General features: G+C 65.3%; 18 protein-coding genes. 10 read left to right on the plus strand and 8 right to left on the minus strand.

Going from position 1 to position 16,382, the window contains the following annotated elements; all coding sequences use genetic code 11:
- The first annotated feature begins 178 nt into the window (after window positions 1-178).
- A complete protein-coding gene (locus OU419_RS13415) occupies window positions 179-1,825 on the plus strand; it encodes a phosphoethanolamine transferase (protein ID WP_254474434.1) in 1,647 nt (548 codons plus the stop codon).
- Here the strand turns inward: OU419_RS13415 and OU419_RS13420 are convergent.
- From OU419_RS13420 to OU419_RS13435, 4 genes are all read right to left on the minus strand, one after another.
- Entirely contained in the window at window positions 1,804-3,003 is a 1,200-nt protein-coding gene (locus tag OU419_RS13420; protein ID WP_254474432.1) for an MFS transporter, read from the minus strand. The two genes, OU419_RS13415 and OU419_RS13420, sit on opposite strands and share 22 nt — an antisense overlap.
- 139 nt (window positions 3,004-3,142) lie before the next feature.
- Complete coding sequence (locus OU419_RS13425) at window positions 3,143-3,697, minus strand: putative glycolipid-binding domain-containing protein (protein ID WP_254474431.1); 555 nt, start codon at window positions 3,695-3,697, stop codon at window positions 3,143-3,145.
- Window positions 3,694-4,059 carry an MmcQ/YjbR family DNA-binding protein gene (locus OU419_RS13430; protein ID WP_254474429.1) on the minus strand — a complete coding sequence of 122 codons (366 nt, stop codon included), beginning with the start codon at window positions 4,057-4,059 and terminating at the stop codon, window positions 3,694-3,696. Before OU419_RS13430 ends, OU419_RS13425 begins: the two co-directional genes overlap by 4 nt.
- Window positions 4,060-4,061: 2 nt before the next feature.
- Entirely contained in the window at window positions 4,062-4,340 is a 279-nt protein-coding gene (locus OU419_RS13435; RefSeq protein ID WP_254474427.1) for a peptidylprolyl isomerase, read from the minus strand.
- A 184-nt stretch (window positions 4,341-4,524) separates the two neighbouring features.
- On the opposite strand from OU419_RS13435, the gene OU419_RS13440 reads away from it, so the two are divergent.
- The gene (locus tag OU419_RS13440; protein ID WP_254474425.1) at window positions 4,525-5,757 is read left to right on the plus strand and encodes a PilT/PilU family type 4a pilus ATPase; all 1,233 of its coding nucleotides are present in this window, start codon (window positions 4,525-4,527) and stop codon (window positions 5,755-5,757) included.
- Between the two features lie 174 nt (window positions 5,758-5,931).
- Window positions 5,932-6,816, plus strand: coding sequence for a DMT family transporter (locus tag OU419_RS13445; protein ID WP_254474423.1), 885 nt, complete (start codon window positions 5,932-5,934; stop codon window positions 6,814-6,816).
- A 6-nt stretch (window positions 6,817-6,822) separates the two neighbouring features.
- Here OU419_RS13445 and OU419_RS13450 read toward each other — a convergent pair whose 3' ends face one another.
- Complete coding sequence (locus tag OU419_RS13450) at window positions 6,823-7,641, minus strand: helix-turn-helix domain-containing protein (protein ID WP_254474421.1); 819 nt, start codon at window positions 7,639-7,641, stop codon at window positions 6,823-6,825.
- A 167-nt stretch (window positions 7,642-7,808) separates the two neighbouring features.
- Here OU419_RS13450 and OU419_RS13455 point away from each other — a divergent pair, with 167 nt between their 5' ends.
- Together OU419_RS13455 and OU419_RS13460 are read left to right on the plus strand one after the other, a co-directional pair.
- The gene (locus OU419_RS13455) at window positions 7,809-9,251 is read left to right on the plus strand and encodes an alanine/glycine:cation symporter family protein (RefSeq protein ID WP_254474419.1); all 1,443 of its coding nucleotides are present in this window, start codon (window positions 7,809-7,811) and stop codon (window positions 9,249-9,251) included.
- Window positions 9,252-9,335: 84 nt separating this feature from the next.
- Window positions 9,336-10,328: an asparaginase gene (locus OU419_RS13460; RefSeq protein WP_254474416.1), complete on the plus strand. Its 993-nt coding sequence runs from the start codon at window positions 9,336-9,338 to the stop codon at window positions 10,326-10,328.
- Between the two features lie 26 nt (window positions 10,329-10,354).
- Here OU419_RS13460 and OU419_RS13465 read toward each other — a convergent pair whose 3' ends face one another.
- On the minus strand, window positions 10,355-10,981 hold the full coding sequence (locus OU419_RS13465) for a response regulator transcription factor (RefSeq protein WP_254474414.1): 627 nt from the start codon (window positions 10,979-10,981) through the stop codon (window positions 10,355-10,357).
- 266 nt (window positions 10,982-11,247) lie between these two features.
- Here OU419_RS13465 and hpaC point away from each other — a divergent pair, with 266 nt between their 5' ends.
- Window positions 11,248-11,769: a 4-hydroxyphenylacetate 3-monooxygenase, reductase component gene (hpaC, locus tag OU419_RS13470; protein ID WP_254474412.1), complete on the plus strand. Its 522-nt coding sequence runs from the start codon at window positions 11,248-11,250 to the stop codon at window positions 11,767-11,769.
- A gap of 39 nt (window positions 11,770-11,808) precedes the next feature.
- A complete protein-coding gene (gene catA / locus OU419_RS13475) occupies window positions 11,809-12,729 on the plus strand; it encodes a catechol 1,2-dioxygenase (protein ID WP_254474411.1) in 921 nt (306 codons plus the stop codon).
- Window positions 12,730-13,042: 313 nt separating this feature from the next.
- Here catA and OU419_RS13480 read toward each other — a convergent pair whose 3' ends face one another.
- Window positions 13,043-13,789 carry an anti-sigma factor family protein gene (locus tag OU419_RS13480; protein ID WP_254474410.1) on the minus strand — a complete coding sequence of 249 codons (747 nt, stop codon included), beginning with the start codon at window positions 13,787-13,789 and terminating at the stop codon, window positions 13,043-13,045.
- Complete coding sequence (locus tag OU419_RS13485) at window positions 13,786-14,295, minus strand: sigma-70 family RNA polymerase sigma factor (protein WP_254474407.1); 510 nt, start codon at window positions 14,293-14,295, stop codon at window positions 13,786-13,788. Before OU419_RS13485 ends, OU419_RS13480 begins: the two co-directional genes overlap by 4 nt.
- Window positions 14,296-14,524: 229 nt before the next feature.
- Here OU419_RS13485 and OU419_RS13490 point away from each other — a divergent pair, with 229 nt between their 5' ends.
- From OU419_RS13490 to OU419_RS13500, 3 genes are read left to right on the plus strand one after another with little or no spacing between them, the layout of a single operon-like run.
- The gene (locus tag OU419_RS13490; RefSeq protein WP_254474405.1) at window positions 14,525-15,571 is read left to right on the plus strand and encodes a catalase family peroxidase; all 1,047 of its coding nucleotides are present in this window, start codon (window positions 14,525-14,527) and stop codon (window positions 15,569-15,571) included.
- Window positions 15,571-16,131 (plus strand): cytochrome b, encoded by a 561-nt coding sequence (locus tag OU419_RS13495; protein WP_254474403.1) that lies wholly within the window; start codon window positions 15,571-15,573, stop codon window positions 16,129-16,131. The genes OU419_RS13490 and OU419_RS13495 overlap by 1 nt, the downstream gene beginning before the upstream one ends.
- Window positions 16,128-16,370, plus strand: a complete 243-nt coding sequence (locus OU419_RS13500; RefSeq protein WP_254474401.1) for a DUF2790 domain-containing protein — start codon at window positions 16,128-16,130, stop codon at window positions 16,368-16,370. The genes OU419_RS13495 and OU419_RS13500 overlap by 4 nt, the downstream gene beginning before the upstream one ends.
- Window positions 16,371-16,382: the final 12 nt, after the last annotated feature.

The raw sequence follows: 16,382 nt of genomic DNA on the forward strand, positions 1-16,382 counted from the left end.
TTGCTCCGGATCAGCGGCGACGCGTACTTTGCGACGCCAATGGCAAGGGCCACCTTTTTTGCAGATTTTCTTCACGAAAGATTGACGACAGCGTTCCTAGCATCGCCCCCGCTCATGGATCGGGGCCTGAATGCCGCGGTTCACAAGCGCTTCCCGTATTCCCGGAACCTTGTCCCCGATGTTCAAGCTTCGTCCGCTTCGCCCCGAATGGGTCACGTTGTCAGCCAGTATCCTGCTACTCGCGTGCTACAACCTGCCGCTTTGGCGCCATTTGCTGGAAATCACACCGACCGGCTGGTCGGGGCGTCTGCTGGCCGGCGCCTTCATCCTGCTGCTGGGGGTGTGTTTCAACCTGATACTGACGCTGTTCGCCTTCCGGGGTGTGCTCAAGCCGGTGCTGACCGTACTGCTGCTGATGAGCGCCGGAGTGGCCTACTTCATGAACCAGTACGGCGTACTGATCGATGTCGAGATGCTGCGCAACGTGCTGGAGACCGACCCCGCCGAGGTGCGCGATCTGCTGTCGTTCAAGCTCGCGATCTACCTGCTGCTCGGGCTGCTGCCGGTGGTGCTGCTCTGGCGTCTGCCGATCGCCTACCGTCCTTGGCCGCGCGAGCTGCTGAGCAAGGCCTGTGTGGGTGTGGTCTCGATGCTGATGATCGGCGGCATCGCGCTGGGGAACTACCAGGGCCTGTCGTCGATGCTGCGCAACCACCACGAACTGCGCCTGCAGGTCACGCCGAGCAATACCGTGGGCGCGCTGTTCAGCCTGGCCAAGGGCAAGGCGGTAGCCGGGAGCAAGGAGCTGCGGACGGTGGCCGGCGATGCGCAGCGCTCATCCAGCTGGCAGACGCACGGGCGCAAATCCCTTACCGTGCTGGTGGTCGGCGAAAGCGCGCGGGCCGAGAACTTCGCGCTCAACGGCTATCCGCGCAACACTACTCCGCGTCTGAGCGCCGAGCAGGGCGTGATCAACTTCAGCGACGTGCATTCCTGCGGCACCGAAACCGCCGTCTCGGTGCCGTGCATGTTTTCCGACCTGACGCGCCAGCACTACAGCGACTCCGAGGCCAAGAGCCAGGAAGGCCTGCTCGATGTGCTCAAGCGCGCGGGTTTCCAGGTGCTGTGGCGGGACAACCAGTCCGGCTGCAAAGGCACCTGCGACCGGGTCGCCTTCCAGGACATGAGCCACTCGAACGACCTGACGCTGTGCGGTGACGGCGAGTGCCACGACGAGATCCTGCTCAAGGACCTGCAGGCTTATATCGATGGGCTGGATCGCGACACCGTGCTGGTCCTGCACCAGATGGGCAGCCACGGCCCGGCTTACTACAAGCGCTACCCGAAGGACTTCGAGAAATTCACCCCGGTATGCCAGAGCAATGACCTGAGCGCCTGCTCGCGGGACAGCATCGTGAACGGTTACGACAACACCGTCCTGTATACCGACCATGTACTGGCCAGCCTGATCGACCTGCTGCGCAGCAATCAATCGAAGCTGGACACCGCGATGATCTACATGGCCGACCACGGCGAATCGCTGGGCGAGTACAACCTGTTCCTGCACGGCACGCCTTACATGCTCGCACCTGACCAGCAGAAGCACGTCGGTATGCTGGCGTGGTTCTCCGAGGGCTACCAGCAATCCTTCGCGCTGGATGGCGCCTGCCTGCGCCAGCGCAGCGGCCAGCCGCTGTCCCAGGACAACCTGTTCCACTCCATGCTCGGCCTGCTGGAGGTGCGTACCCGCACCTACAACGCTGACCTGGACATGTTCGCCGGTTGCCGCGAGCCCTCGGTGCGTCAGGCCCTGGCATTCGACTGAGGGGCGAACGAGCGCTGGTAGAGCACCAGGCTGAGTGCCAGCCCGCTCAACGCCGCCAGCGCGGCGAACAGGAAGATCGAGCCGAAACCGAAGGCGCCGGCGATGGCGCCCACCAGCGGCCCGGTGATGCCTAGCGATACGTCGATGAACAGCGAATAGGCGCCCAGCGCGGCGCCTCGGTTGGATGCCGGTACCAGGCCGACTGCTTCGACGCCCAGGGCCGGGAACACCAGGGAAAATCCGAAGCCGCTCAGCGCCGCACCGGCCAGGGCGAGCCAGGGCGAGGGCGCGAGCCATAGCAGCGCCAGGCCGATGCTCTCCACCGAGAGGCAGGCGATGGCTACGCGGAAGCCGCCGTGCCGGTTGATCGCATTGGCAAACAGCAGGCGAGCGCCGATGAAGCAGCCGCCGAAGGCGGTCAGGCAGTAGACCGCATCGCTCCAGCCACGGCTGCCGTAGTACAGGGTGATGAAGGTAGCGATGGTACCGAAGCCGATACCGCCCAGCGCCAGCCCCATACCGTGTGGAAGCACGCGCCCGAGCACGTGGTGGAAGGGCATGCGCTCGCCGTGTACCAGCGCGGCCGGACGCTTGGGCCAGGCAAGGGCGAAGCCCAGCGTTGCCAGCAGAATGATGCCCACTCCCATGCTGGCCAGCCCCAGGTGCTGCACCATCAGCACGCCCAGCGGCGCACCTATGGCCAGAGCGCCGTAGCTGGCGATGCCGTTCCAGGAAATCACCTTTGCGGTATTCGCCGCGCCGACCCGGTCGATGCCCCAACTGATGGATGCGCTACCCACCAGGCTCTCGGAGGTTCCCAGCACCAGTCGCGCGAGCATCAGCAGCCCCAGGCTGACCCACGGCACGCCCTGGGTCGACCAGGATGCCAGCATCAATGCGCCGCTGCCGGCGCAGCCGGCCATGCCGTAGAGCACGGCGCGCTTAGGGCCGAGAGTATCGATCACCTGGCCGGCGTAGGGGCGGGTGAGCAGCGTGGCGAGGTACTGGATGCTGATCACCAGTCCCGCCAGTACCGAGCCGAAACCAAGGTCGGTATGTACGTAGCCGGGCAGGACCGCCAGGGGGATGCCGATGGTCAGGTAGGCGATGAAGGTGAAGAGGACGACGGAGACCACCTGGAGTGTGGTCCCGGTGCCGGAGCGGGATTCGGCGGGCATGGCGGGCGATCGGGGGCTGCGGGTAGATGGCACATGATGGACCCGGTCCGGCGTGTAGGAAAGCAAGCTAACGAACTACCTTTGACGACAGCGGCTTTCATCCCCGCGCGGGGCAGGCGCCGCCGCTTCGTGCGCGTTCTCAGGTCCGCCGGAACAGCGTCGGGTAATCCAGCACCAGGCCGTCGTCGTCCACCGTCAGCAGCGCCTGGAAGTTCGTTCCTTCCAGGTTCTCGTAGCGGTAGTGGCTGGCATCGATGCGGGTATAGCCCTGGCGCATGCGCGTCGGCCAGAGCCGTGGCGCTTCCAGATAGACCACCGCCAGTTCGCGGCGCTCACCATCGGCGAGCTTGAGGCGGCGGATAGGGAAGGTGTTGGTGAAGGGGGTCGGCCAGATGTCGATATCCAGGCAGCCATCCAGCTCGCCCAGGGGTTCGCCTGCGGCGGTGCGCCAGTGGCCTTCGCCGTCGGCGAGCAAGTGCAGCAGACATTCACCACGGCTGCTCTCGACGCTGAAACATGCCTCAAGCAGGCGCCAGTCGGCATCCCACTGCAATCGATAGTCCAACTGATAGGACGGCCCACCGGCCTCATCAATGGCGCGAAGCTGGCTTTCCGCGCGGCCATCGGTCAACAGCAATTCTTCCCAGCTCGACACCGGAGCACGCCAGAGTCCTTCCCAACGCAGCGTCTTCATGGTGTCACATCCAGCAGCAGGCCCAGCCGTTGGCGCTTGGGCAGGCGCGCGACCACCAACTGATGCGAGCGAGTCAGCGCCTCGCGCAACTCGGCGTCTCCCAGGGGGTAGGGGCGTTGCATCGCGACCCAGTAGGCTCGCGCCAGATAGGGCGCCGGGCGGATGCCGGGACGGTCGACGTAGCCGAGGAACAGTTCCGGCCCGACCTTGAAGGCCAGCCCGCCGGCGCCTTCGTCGAGAAAGTCGAGGATGGCGAACATCTTGTTGCCGGCCACCGAGAATACGCGGTTGCTACCCCATTTGATGTCCTCGCGTGCGCCGGGCAGTTGCAGGCAAAAGCTGGCGATCTGTTGTGGCGTCATCGTCAATCCCTGAAATAGACCTCGACCAGATGGTAGCCGAACTGGCTCTTGACCGGACCGTGGACCACGCCGACCGGCTTCTTGAAGATCACCTGGTCGATGCTGCGGACCATCTGCCCCGGTCGAACCTCACCCAGATCGCCGCCGCGCTTGCCGGAGGCGCAGGTGGAATGCTTGCGCGCCAGGGCGGCGAAATCCTCGCCACGGGACAGGCGCTGCTTGATCTGCTCGGCTTCGGCGGCGGTCTTGACCAGGATGTGGCGGGCCATCGCGACAGGCATCGGTGTTTCCTCGGAAAGTCAGGCGGGACGGGCATTGTACGGCAGCGGTGACGCACTTCGCATTTTGCGGTGGGTGGCGTTGTGCCTTATCGGGCCGCTGCCTAGAGTCGCGGGAAATTTCCGACAAATAGGACGGCTCTTATTGAAGCCATCCAACAGCCCCTTGCGAACGGATGCAGTTCTTATGGATATCCAGTCGATGCTGAAGATCCTGGCCACCCAGGATGGTTCCGATCTCTACCTCTCCACCGGCGCGCCGCCTTGCGCCAAGTTCAACGGGGTGCTCAAGCCGCTGTCCGGCGAGCCGATGAAGGCTGGCGATGTGGCACGCATCGGCTATGGCCTGATGGACGAGGAGCAACGCGCCGAGTTCGACCGCGAGCTGGAGATGAACCTGGCCATTTCCATTCAGGGCGTAGGCCGTTTCCGGATCAACCTGTTCAAGCAGCGCAACGAAGTCTCCATCGTGGCGCGCAACATCAAGCTCGACATCCCGCAGTTCGACGACCTCAAGCTGCCGGAAGTGCTGCTCAAGGTGATCATGGAGAAGCGTGGGCTGGTGCTGTTCGTCGGTGGCACCGGCTCTGGCAAGTCCACCTCGCTGGCGGCCCTGATCGACCACCGCAACCGCAATAGCGGCGGGCACATCATCACCATCGAAGACCCGATCGAGTACGTGCACCGGCACCGCAAGTCGATCATCAACCAGCGCGAAGTGGGCGTGGATACGCGCAGCTTCCATGCCGCGCTGAAGAACACCCTGCGCCAGGCGCCAGATGTGATCCTGATCGGCGAGATTCGCGACCGCGAGACGATGGAACACGCCCTGGCCTTCGCCGATACCGGCCACCTGGCCATTTCCACCCTGCATGCAAACAACGCCAACCAGGCTCTGGACCGCATCATCAACTTCTTCCCCGAGGAGCGCCGGCCGCAACTGCTCAACGACCTGGGCAACAACCTCAAGGCGTTCGTCTCCCAGCGCCTGGTGCGTACCCAGGACGGCAAGCGCCGCGCGGCGGTGGAAGTGCTGCTGGGCACCGCCACCATCAGCGATCTGATCAAGCGCGGTGACTTCAGCTCGATCAAGGAAATCATGGACAAGTCCCGTGCGCTGGGCATGCAGACCTTCGACCAGGCACTGTTCGACCTTGCGGTGGAGGGTGCCATCAGCGAGGAAGAGGCCGTGAAAAACGCCGACTCGGCGAACAATCTGCGCCTGAAGCTCAAGCTGCAGCGCGACAACCCGGCGATGGCCATGAGCGCTGCCGCGGCCAAGGCGGCACCAGCGCCGGCACCGGCTCCGATGGCATCTGCCACGCCGGCCGTCGCTGCCGCCGAAGCTTCCAATTGGGGGCTGGAACTGGCGCTGGAGGAGATCGAAGCCGAGGATGCGGACAAACCCGGCGGCCTGTAAGACCTCAACGCTTCTCAGGGAGCCCCGGCATGCCGGGGGCTTTCATGGCCGGGCCGGTCGCAGCGGGCCCGCGAGGCATCGGCGCTGCGCTCAGGCGGGTGCTTCCGGCGCGCTTCTTGGTTAGTCTGTGCGGTCCCGCGCGTCCGCCGTTCCCGCTATCTTGCACAGGCTTCCATGAGTATCACGCAATCGCCGCTGTCCGGCGCCAGCCAGCCGCTGAAGGGCATCCTGCTGATTGTCCTGGCGACCTTCCTGTTCTCCAGCCATGACGCGCTGTCGAAGTACCTGGCCGGTATCTATCCGATCGTCATGGTGGTCTGGGCGCGCTATGTGGTGCATACGCTGCTGATGGCGGGCATCTTCCTGCCGCGAGCCGGGTTTGCCGTGCTGCGCACCCGGCATCCGCTGCTGCAGGTGTTGCGGGCACTGTGTCTGCTGGGTACCAGCTTCTTCTTCACCACCGGCCTGCAGTACATTCCGCTGGCGGAGGCGACCTCGGTAAACTTCCTCTCGCCATTGCTGGTGACCGCGCTGTCGGTACCGCTACTGGGCGAACGCGTCAGCCGGGGGCAGTGGGCGGCGGTGATCGTCGGTTTCATCGGCGTGCTGGTCATCGTGCATCCCGGCGGGGCGCTGTTCACCCCGGCAGTGCTGCTGCCGTTCTGCTCGGCGCTGTGCTTCAGTTTCTATCAGTTGCTGACCCGCAAACTCAGCCAGATCGACAGCCCGACCACCAGCAACTTCTTCGCCGGGTTGTTCAATACCTTGCTGGTGAGTGCGCTGGTGCCGTTCTTCTGGCAATGGCCGAGCCTCAAGCACGCCTTGATGATGCTGGCCCTGGGCACCTGCGGGATGACCGCGCACCTGTTCCTCACCCAGGCGTTCCGCCATGCCGCCCCGGCACTGTTGGCGCCGTTCAGCTACTGCCAGATCGTCTTTGCCGGGCTGCTCGGCCTGGTGTTCTTCGGCCATTCTCCCGAGGCATCGGCGCTGCTGGGCATCGCGGTGATCTGCGGCAGCGGACTGGCCGCAGCCTGGCTGCAAAGCCGCAAAGGGTAGGGCGGGCTACTCGATCTCGAATAACCCGTGGCGGATCGGCCCCACTGTCAGCCGCTGGCGCACGTCATCGTCGATGCGCGCATCGTCGGGCTGGTACAGCTTCACCTGGCGATAGGCGTTGATCCGGTTGATCTCCGGGCCGAGATACTCCCAGACCACGCGGGTGCAGGCCGGCGTGCGCCGGTCGCCGCTGGAAACGCCGGTCTTCAGGCCGTTGAGGCGGGTGATGCGGCTCTTGAAGCTGGGAATCAGGATGGTCTGGCTCATCTCGTTGACGGTGAGCGACTCGTAGTCCATCAGGAACAGCCGGTCCTGCAACTGGAAAGCCGCGCCCAGATAGCGGCAGCGCACCCAGTCCTCGGCCTGTACGTCGGTGCTGCTGGAGCGCTCCTGGCGTTCCTGGCGCTCGAACAGAAAGTTGCCGTCCTCTTCATACAGATGCACCAGCGACAGCAGGATGGAGCCGGGCACCGACATGCAGTTGGAATATTCGAAATAGTAGCCGCAGTAGCGCGACAGGTTGCCCCCGTGGTCGCGCAGCGGCCGCAGCATCTCCAGCAGCGGATCGTCGCGGTGCGCGTTGGCCTGCGCCGTGCCCCGCGCGCCGATCAGGCGAGCGAACTGCTCAGGCGGCAGTAGCAGCTCGTAATCCTCGACGCCGAAGAAATCTCCAATTCGCTTGAGGTTGTACGCCGTGGGCCGGCTTTGCCCGCTCAGGTATTTGTTGAACTGCGCGCGATTGATCGACAGCTTCCGGCAAACCTCGGAGATAGAGCGGTAGTGGTTGCACAGCAGCTTGAGATTGGGGCCGAGATTTTCGGACATGCGTGCCAGATCCGGGTGATGCGAGTGGCGCAATTGTAGCTTCAGGTCGCATCAAATCGGAGCAGGCCGCGAAATTGTATCGACACGCTTCCGACGCAACCATGCGCCCCAGTGAGCGGGCCAGCCCCAGGCCCAGGTTCAGAAAATAACAATCGAGGTCCCAACACATGCTCGACGCGATCAACGATTTCCTCTCGGGAAAAGTCCTCATCGTCCTCATCGTCGGACTTGGCGCGTACTTCACCATTCGCTCCCGCTTCGTTCAGTTTCGCCACTTCGGCCACATGTTCGGCGTGTTCAAGGAATCGATCCGTGGTCAGGCCGGCCAACTGAGCTCCTTCCAGGCCCTGATGCTGAGCCTCGCCGGTCGCGTCGGCGCCGGTAACATCGCCGGTGTCGGCATTGCCGTAACCCTCGGCGGGCCGGGCGCCGTGTTCTGGATGTGGGTCACTGCGCTGGTCGGCATGTCCAGCAGCTTCTTCGAGTGCACCCTGGCCCAGGTCTACAAGCGTAGCGACGGCGACGGCCTGTATCGTGGCGGCCCTGCCTACTACATCCAGCACGGGCTGAAACTGCGCTGGATGGCGCTGACCTTCGCGGTCCTGCTACTGGTCACTTACGGTTTCGCCTTCAACGGCCTGCAAGCCTTTACCGTCACCCACTCGCTGCAGAATGCCTTCGATATACCGGTGATGTACTCCGGCATCGGCCTGGCCGTGCTGCTGGCCATCGTATTCTTCGGTGGCATCCAGCGTATTGCTGCCGTGTCCGACCTGCTGGTGCCGGTCAAGACCCTGGCCTACATCGCCGTGACCCTGTACGTCATCGCCACCCAGATCGAGCTGGTGCCGGGCATGCTGACCACCATCGTGAAGAGCGCCTTCGGGCTGGAACCGGCCTTCGCCGGCCTGCTGGGCAGCGCCATCGTGATGGGCGTGAAGCGTGGCGTGTTCGCCAACGAAGCGGGCCTGGGCAGTGCGCCGAACGTCGCCGCCGTCGCCGCCGTGCGCCATCCGGCGTCCCAGGGGGTGGTCCAGGCGTTCAGCGTGTTCCTCGACACCTTCGTCATCTGCACCTGTACCGCGCTGCTGATCCTGCTCTCGGGCTTCTACACTCCCGGCTTCGAAGGCGACGGCATCACCCTGACCCAGAACTCCCTGGCCGCCGTGGTCGGTGATTGGGGGCGGATCTTCGTCAGCGTCGCGTTGTCGCTGTTCGTGTTCACCTGCATCACCTACAACTACTACCTCGGCGAGAACGCCCTGCAGTTCATCGTCGGCCGCAGCCGCACTGCGCTGATCGCCTTCCGCGTACTGGTGCTGGGCCTGATCCTCTGGGGCTCGATGCAGAACCTGGGCACCGTGTTCGCCTTCGCCGACATCACCATGACCTGCCTGGCCTTCGTCAACCTGGCGGCGCTGGCGATGCTGATCAAGGTCGGCCTGCGGGTGATGCGCGACTACGACGAGCAGCGCGCCGCCGGTATCGAGCGCCCGGTGTTCGACCCAGCCAGGTTCGCCGACCTGGACCTGGACCACGACGCCTGGCGCGACGCCCACAAGGTCAATGCGACCGCACCGGCCCACGGCAGCCTGCCGGCCCAGGGCTGACCCCATACCGATGTTCGATACAAGAGGCCGGGACATCCCCGGCCTCGCGGTTTATCCTGCGAATTTTCCTGCAAGGGCAATGGCATGCGTCCCGTGAAGAACCTCTTCGTCCTTTATACCGGCGGCACCATCGGCATGTTGCAGACAGTCGAAGGCCTGGCGCCGGCTGGCGGATTCGAGGCGCGGATGCGTGAGCAACTGCAGGGCCAGGATGAAATCACCCTTGACTGGGGATTCGCCGAACTGCAGCCATTGCTCGACAGCGCCAACATGACCCAGGCCAACTGGCTGGCCATGCGCGACGCCATCGTCGAGGCGGTGGAGCAGGGCGGCCATGACGGCGTACTGGTGTTGCACGGCACCGACACCCTGGCCTACAGCGCGGCGGCATTGTCCTTCCTGCTGCTTGGCCTGGACGTCCCGGTGTTGCTGACTGGTTCGATGCAGCCAATGGGCGCGCCCGGCAGCGATGCCTGGGATAACCTCGGCGGCGCCTTGAAGGCTCTGCAGAACGGCGCGCCACAAGGCGTCTGGCTCTACTTCAACGGCGAACTGCTGCATGGCGCGCGCGTGACCAAACTGTGCAGCGATGCCTTCGACGCCTTTACCGTGTTGCCGCGCAAACGCGTTGGTGAGCGTACCGGCTCTCTGCCCGAGACGCTGGATTACCGCCAGCCGCGCCAACTGGTGAACCTTGCGGTGCTGCCGCTGTTCCCCGGCCTGCGTGCCGAGCACCTGCGCGCCCTGTTGGGCGGCGGTGTGCAGGCCCTGCTACTGGAGTGCTATGGCAGCGGAACCGGTCCGTCGGACAACGAGGAACTGCTCTCCGTACTGCGCGAGGCACATGCGCGCGGCGTGGTACTGGCGGCGATCAGCCAATGCCCGCAAGGGCACGTCGCGTTCGACGTCTATGCCGCTGGCAGCCGGCTACGCGACGCGGGGCTTGTTTCCGGTGGCGGGATGACTCGTGAGGCCGCGCTGGGCAAGTTGTTCAGCCTGCTTGGCAGCGGGCTGTCGCAGGCTGAAGCGGAGCGGCTGTTCGCCCTCGACCTGTGCGGCGAGCGCGTCGACGGATAAACCGCCTCTGAAAGAACTGCGCCCGCTCAGTGGCGCGTTTCTTCCAGCGGCACGTTGAGCACCTCGCGCACCAGCATCGCGATACTGCTCACGCCCATCTTTTCCTTGATCTTGGTGCGGTGCACATCGACCGTCTTGACGCTGATGTTCAGCTCGCGGGCGATCACCTTGCTGGCCTTGCCGTCCACCACCATCATCAGGACTTCCCGTTCCCGCCCGGTGAGCAGGTCGAGCTTGTGCTGCAGGTTCTGCTTCTGTGCCTGGCCGGCATGCACCTGGGCCGCGCTCTTGAGCGCGGCCTGGATGCGGTCGAGCATCTGCTGCGGGTTGTAGGGCTTCTCGACGAAATCCAGCGCGCCGTTCTTCATTGCCTTCACCGACATGGGAATGTCGCCGTGGGCGGTGACGAAGATGGTCGGCAGCGTGATACCGCGTTCGTTGAGCATCTCCTGCAACTGGAATCCGCTGGTTTCGGGCATGCGCACGTCGAGCACCAGGCAAGCGGGGACTTTCGGGTCGTATTCGCGCAGGAACTCCTCGGCGCCGCCGAAGCACAGCGACTGGATGCTGACCGAATCGAGCAGCCAGGCGAGGGAGGTGCGCAGGTCCTTATCGTCGTCGACGATATAGACCAGAGGTTTTCGAGCTTCCATCGGGCTTTGCCACTGTCTTTCTAATAGTTGTTCGTATGCACGCAAGCCAGGCGCGCCGTGCACAGGCATCGGGCGCCGCAATGGCATGGCTCGGAGCATACCCATAGTCGTGGGAGCTGACGATAAAGAAAGCACCTAGATGACTAGCGGCCATTACCCGAATCCGTGGTGATCGTCTCAATATTGCGCGCCCCTGCGCTGCCCTACGCTGGCCCCATACAAGAAAGGCCGGGCGTGCCGGCCATTCCAGCAGAAGGGGCGAAACAATGGCCGACACCCTCAGTCAGACCCAGGTCGATTTCCGCAACGCGATGGCCCAGTTGCCGGCAGCGGTCAACATCATCACCACCAATGGCCCGGACGGCCGCTGCGGCATCACCGCCAGCGCGGTCTGCTCGGTCACCGACTCGCCGCCCACCGTGCTGGTCTGCGTCAACCGTGGCAGCGCCACCCATGACGTGTTCAGAAACAACGGCCACCTGTGCGTCAACGTCCTCTGCGGCGAGCAGGAAGAGCTGGCCAGGCACTTCGCCGGGATGACCAGGGTATCGATGGAAGAACGTTTCGCCTGGGACCTCTGGGACGACGGTTACGCCGGCCTGCCGGTGCTGCGCCAGGCGCTGGCCAGCCTCGAGGGACGAATCAGCGACTGCAAGGAAGTCGGTTCCCACACCGTGATGTTCGTGCAGCTTGAAAAGGTCGCCGTGCGCGAGCGCCAGGACAGCCTGGTGTACTTCAACCGGCTGTTCCACCGCGTCGATCGCAAGGCCGTGCACTGCGCGGGCTGAATTTCGCCATATTTCCACAACAACAAGAGCGAGGCATTCATGTCGCAGATGACCGAAGCACAGAAACTCTTCGAAGAAGCCAGCGGCGCGCTCAACGATGCGGGCAACCCGCGCGTGAAGCAATTGATCCTGCGGATCCTGCAGGACACCGCGCGGCTGATCGAAGACATGAACGTCACCCCCGACGAGTTCTGGAAGGCGGTGGACTACCTGAACCGCCTCGGCGCGCGCCAGGAGGCCGGGCTGGTGGTCGCCGGCCTGGGCATCGAGCACTACCTCGACCTGCTGCTGGACGCCCAGGACGCGGCGGCGGGCATTGGCGGCGGCACCCCGCGCACTATCGAGGGCCCGCTGTACGTGGCCGGCGCCCCGCTGTCCGAAGGCGAGGCACGGATGGACGACGGCAAGGACCCGGGTACCGTGATGTTCCTTTCCGGCCGCGTGTTCGACCCGCAGGGCAAGCCGCTGGCCGGCGCCGTGGTCGACCTCTGGCACGCCAACACCAACGGCACCTACTCGTACTTCGACAGCACCCAGTCCGAGTTCAACCTGCGCCGGCGCATCGTCACCGACGCCGAAGGCCGCTACAAAGCCCGCAGCATCGTACCCAGCGGCTACGGCTGCCCGCCGGACGGCCCGACCCAGGAACTGCTCAATCAGCTCGGCCGCCACGGCCAGCGCCCGGCACACATCCACTTCTTCATTTCCGCGCCGGGCCATCGCCACCTGACCACGCAGATCAACCTGGCGGGCGACCAGTACCTGTGGGACGACTTCGCCTACGCCACCCGCGACGGGCTGATCGGCGAGGTACGTTTCGTCGAAGACGCCGCAGCCGCCAAGGCCCGCGGTGTGGAAGGGCGCTTCGCCGAGATCGAGTTCGACTTCCAGTTACAGCAGGCGGTGAACGCCGATGCCGAGGACCGCGGCAACCGTCCCCGTGCCTTGCAGGAAGCCTGATCGCCGAATGGCCAGGGCAAGCACCAGAGCCCGCCATTGACCTCGACGTAGGATGGCGTGGAGCGCAGCGATACCCATCGATCCCGTGCACCATCCGCATGGGTATCGCTGCGCTCCACCCATCCTACTCAGAGCGTTCTGCTGTTCCTGCGCTCGGGTTTTTACAGACATGGCCAGGGCAAGCACCAGAGCCTGCCATTGACCTCGGCGCAGGATGGTGTGGAGCGCAGCGATACCCATCGTTCCGTGCACCATCCGCATGGGTATCGCACACCACTCACCTTACGCAGAGCAAATTTGCGAGGCTTCCGCGCTAGAACCCCACCATTTTTCCCACCGCACCGGCCTGCGGGTCGTCGCTGCGGCTTACCAGCGCGTAGTTGTAGCCGCCCTGGCTCCAGTAGCGCGTCAGCAGGTCGCCATCGGTGCGTTGCCCCTGCGGCAGCGTTTCATGGCGCGGTCCCGGTGGGCGGATGAAGAAGGTAAGGCGGCGGCCCTGGCCGTCCTCGTAGATCACCAGCGCTGCCGCGCCCTGTTCGGTGGCGAGCAGACGGGCACCGACGGTCTTCAGGCCCACCCGCTCCAGCGCCGGTGGCGGCGGGGCGTCCTTCAGGTAGCGGGCCAGCCAGTCGCGCAGCTCGCCGCCATCGCGCAGATCGAGGCCGCTCTGGCTGGCGTCGGCGAACAGGCGGTACGCCTGGACCGCATCCTCCATCGGCAGCACACCTCGCGCCAGGCTGCTGTCGCGTACCTGCCAGCCGCCAAACCCGCCGACTCCCAGTGCCACCAGCAGCGCTGCTGCCGTGGCCAGGCGGGTTCGCCGGCGCTGCCGGATGCCTTGGCGAATCCGTGCGGGGTCGAGTCGCTCGGGAGTCGTCCCGCGCCCCTGGCCGGCGAAAGCTGCTCGCAATTGCTGGGTATCCTGCCTCCAACCCTCCAGGCGGCGGGCGTCCTCCGGATGGGTGGCGAACCACGCTTCGACCCACTGGCGGTGCGCCGGGTCGAGCTGGTCGTCGAGGTAGGCGTGCAGGTCGTGCTCGTCGGGTGCGCGTTCGTTCATTTCAGTACCCGCAATGAGGGAGTCGCTGCCTGTCCTTCGCTCAGTGAGCGCAGCGCCTGGCGGGCGCGCGAGAGGCGGGACATGACGGTGCCCAGGGGAATATTCAGTGCCTCGGCCACCTCCCGGTAGCTCAGGCCTTCGACGCTGATCAGCGTCAGCAGGGCGCGCTGCTCGGCGGGCAGGCGCTCGAAGGCTTCCAGGGTCGAACGCGCGCTGACGATCTCTTCGGGCGAGGCACTCACCGTGCTGTCCGCGCCGAACAGGCTGAGGATGCGCGCATAGCGGCGCGCGCGGCGCTGCCCGTCGATGAAGTGGCGATAGAGGATCGAGAACAGCCAGGCCCGCAGATCGCCGTCGTCGCGCCGGCCGGTCCAGGCCGACAACGCCTTCTCCAGCGTCGCCTGGACCAGGTCGTCGGCACTGTTCGCGCTGCGGGTCAGCGACAGGGCGAAACGTCGCAGCGGGGGCAGCAGTTCGCGCAGTGAGTGGTCGTCCAGTGAGTGCATCGGTACGCCAGGCAATGGTGGATTGGTGCGGTAAGGACGAACGCTACGGCAGTCTATTCCACCGCCGAGGCAAAAATATTCTTGCTGGACTTCGGGAATAACCCGGCCCGCGGTGCGTCGTACCGGCTCAATGCACATCGCCGCCGAGCCCGGTCGAGGGCATGCCGAGCGTAGCTCACGGAGCGAACGCAGGCAGGCATCGAACGGATCCAGGCCCCAGGAGCTGGAAATGACAGATACACCGCCCGCCGGTCCCAACAAACCGCTGCGCCTGGCCCTCATTGGCGCCGTGGTGCTCGGTACGGCCGCCATCTTCGCCTATGTGGCCGGCTGGCTCGATCCGCAGCGGCTCACGCCGGACACGGTCATCGACACCCTGGAGCACAACAGTGGCATCTACCCCGGCTTCCGGCGCAACCATGCCAAGGGCCTGTGCGTGACCGGCCACTTCGACAGCAATGGTGCGCTGGCCGAGCTGTCCCGTGCCAGCCTGTTCTCGGTTGGCCGCGTGCCGGTGGTCGGGCGTCTCGCCATTCCCGGCGGCAACCCAAGAGCGAGCGATGGCGCCGCGCCGATCCGCAGCCTGGCACTGCGCTTCCTGCCAGACGATGGCCAGGAGTGGCGTACTGGCATGAATGCCATGCCGGTCTTCGTCGTCCGCGATGTCGCCAGTTTCCACGCATTGCAGAAGGCCACGGCGCCACAGCCGGGCAGCGGCAAGCCCGACCCCGAAAAGGCCGCCGCGTTCTTCAAGGCGCATCCGGAAACCCAGGCATTCCGCGACTGGGCGAAGTCCTCCACGCCGACTTCCAGCTACGCCAACAGCGCCTATTACAGCCTCAACGCCTTCTATCTGGTGGACCGGGAAGGGCGCGAGCGGCCTGTGCGCTGGTCCGTGCAGCCCGAGGCAGCGGTAGAGCCACTGGCCGCCGACAAGCGTGGCGACGCCGACTTCCTCGCTGCCGAGCTGGCCCAGCGCATCGCCGCCGGCCCGCTGCGCTGGCACCTGCGCTTCACCCTGGGCGAACCCGGTGACAGCACCGCCGACGCCACCCAGGCATGGCCCGCAAGCCGTCGCCAGGTGGATGCCGGTGAACTGGTGATTGAGCGCCTGCAACCGGAAATCGGTGGCGATTGCCGTGACGTCAACTACGACCCGCTGATCCTCCCGGATGGCATCCGCGCTTCGGACGATCCACTGCTTAGCGCGCGCTCGGCAGCCTACTCGGAATCCTTCAATCGCCGTACCCGCGAACAAGCCCAGGAGGCCCACTGATGAAACCGGACTACTTCCCGCTGTCCCTGCGCATTCTTCACTGGGTCATGGCGCCCCTGGTACTGGCCATGCTGCTGATCGGCCTGGGCATGGTCGCCAGCGTCTCGCCACGCCATGCCGTGCTGGTCTGCATACATAAGCCGCTGGGTGCCGCGTTGCTGGTACTGGTGCTGCTGCGCATCGCCATGCGCCTGACTCACCGGGTCCCCGCATTGCCCGGCGACATGCCCGGCTGGCAGCGCCTCGCCGCGCACTGTTCGCACCTGGCGCTGTACGCCATGCTGCTGGCTCAGCCGCTGGTAGGCTGGACGATGCAGTCCGCCGGCGGCTACCCGGTGGTGCTCTGGGGTGGCTTCGAGCTGCCCGCGCTGGTCCAGCCCTCGGTACAGCTCCACGCCGTTCTGCGCGGCGCCCATAGCGTCATCGCCTACGCCTTGCTGCTGACCATCCTCCTGCATCTCGCCGCCGCACTGTTCCACCGGCTCATCCGCCGCGACGACGTGCTGCCCAGCATGACCGGCGGCGCCATGCCGCGCGAGCCGGGTGGAGAGCGCTCATGAAAACGCTGCTCGCCGTGGCCTGCCTTGCGCTTGCCGGGAGCGCCTTCGCCACAGACGGCGTACCGCCGGCACAGGACTACCACTACGACCAGCTACTGGACATTCACCGCGTGGTGCGGCCCGCGGACCTGAGCTTCTGCGGTATCCGCGAGGTGGAGATGACCTACGAGGACAGCGCCGGGCAACTGCATCGCCTGCGCTATCGGGCGTGGGGGCTGGATTGCGCGAACGAGAACTGAGTGATGGGTGAG

The sequence above is a fragment of the Pseudomonas triclosanedens genome, assembly GCF_026686735.1.
In the GTDB taxonomy this organism is placed as follows: Bacteria; Pseudomonadota; Gammaproteobacteria; order Pseudomonadales; family Pseudomonadaceae; genus Pseudomonas; species Pseudomonas triclosanedens.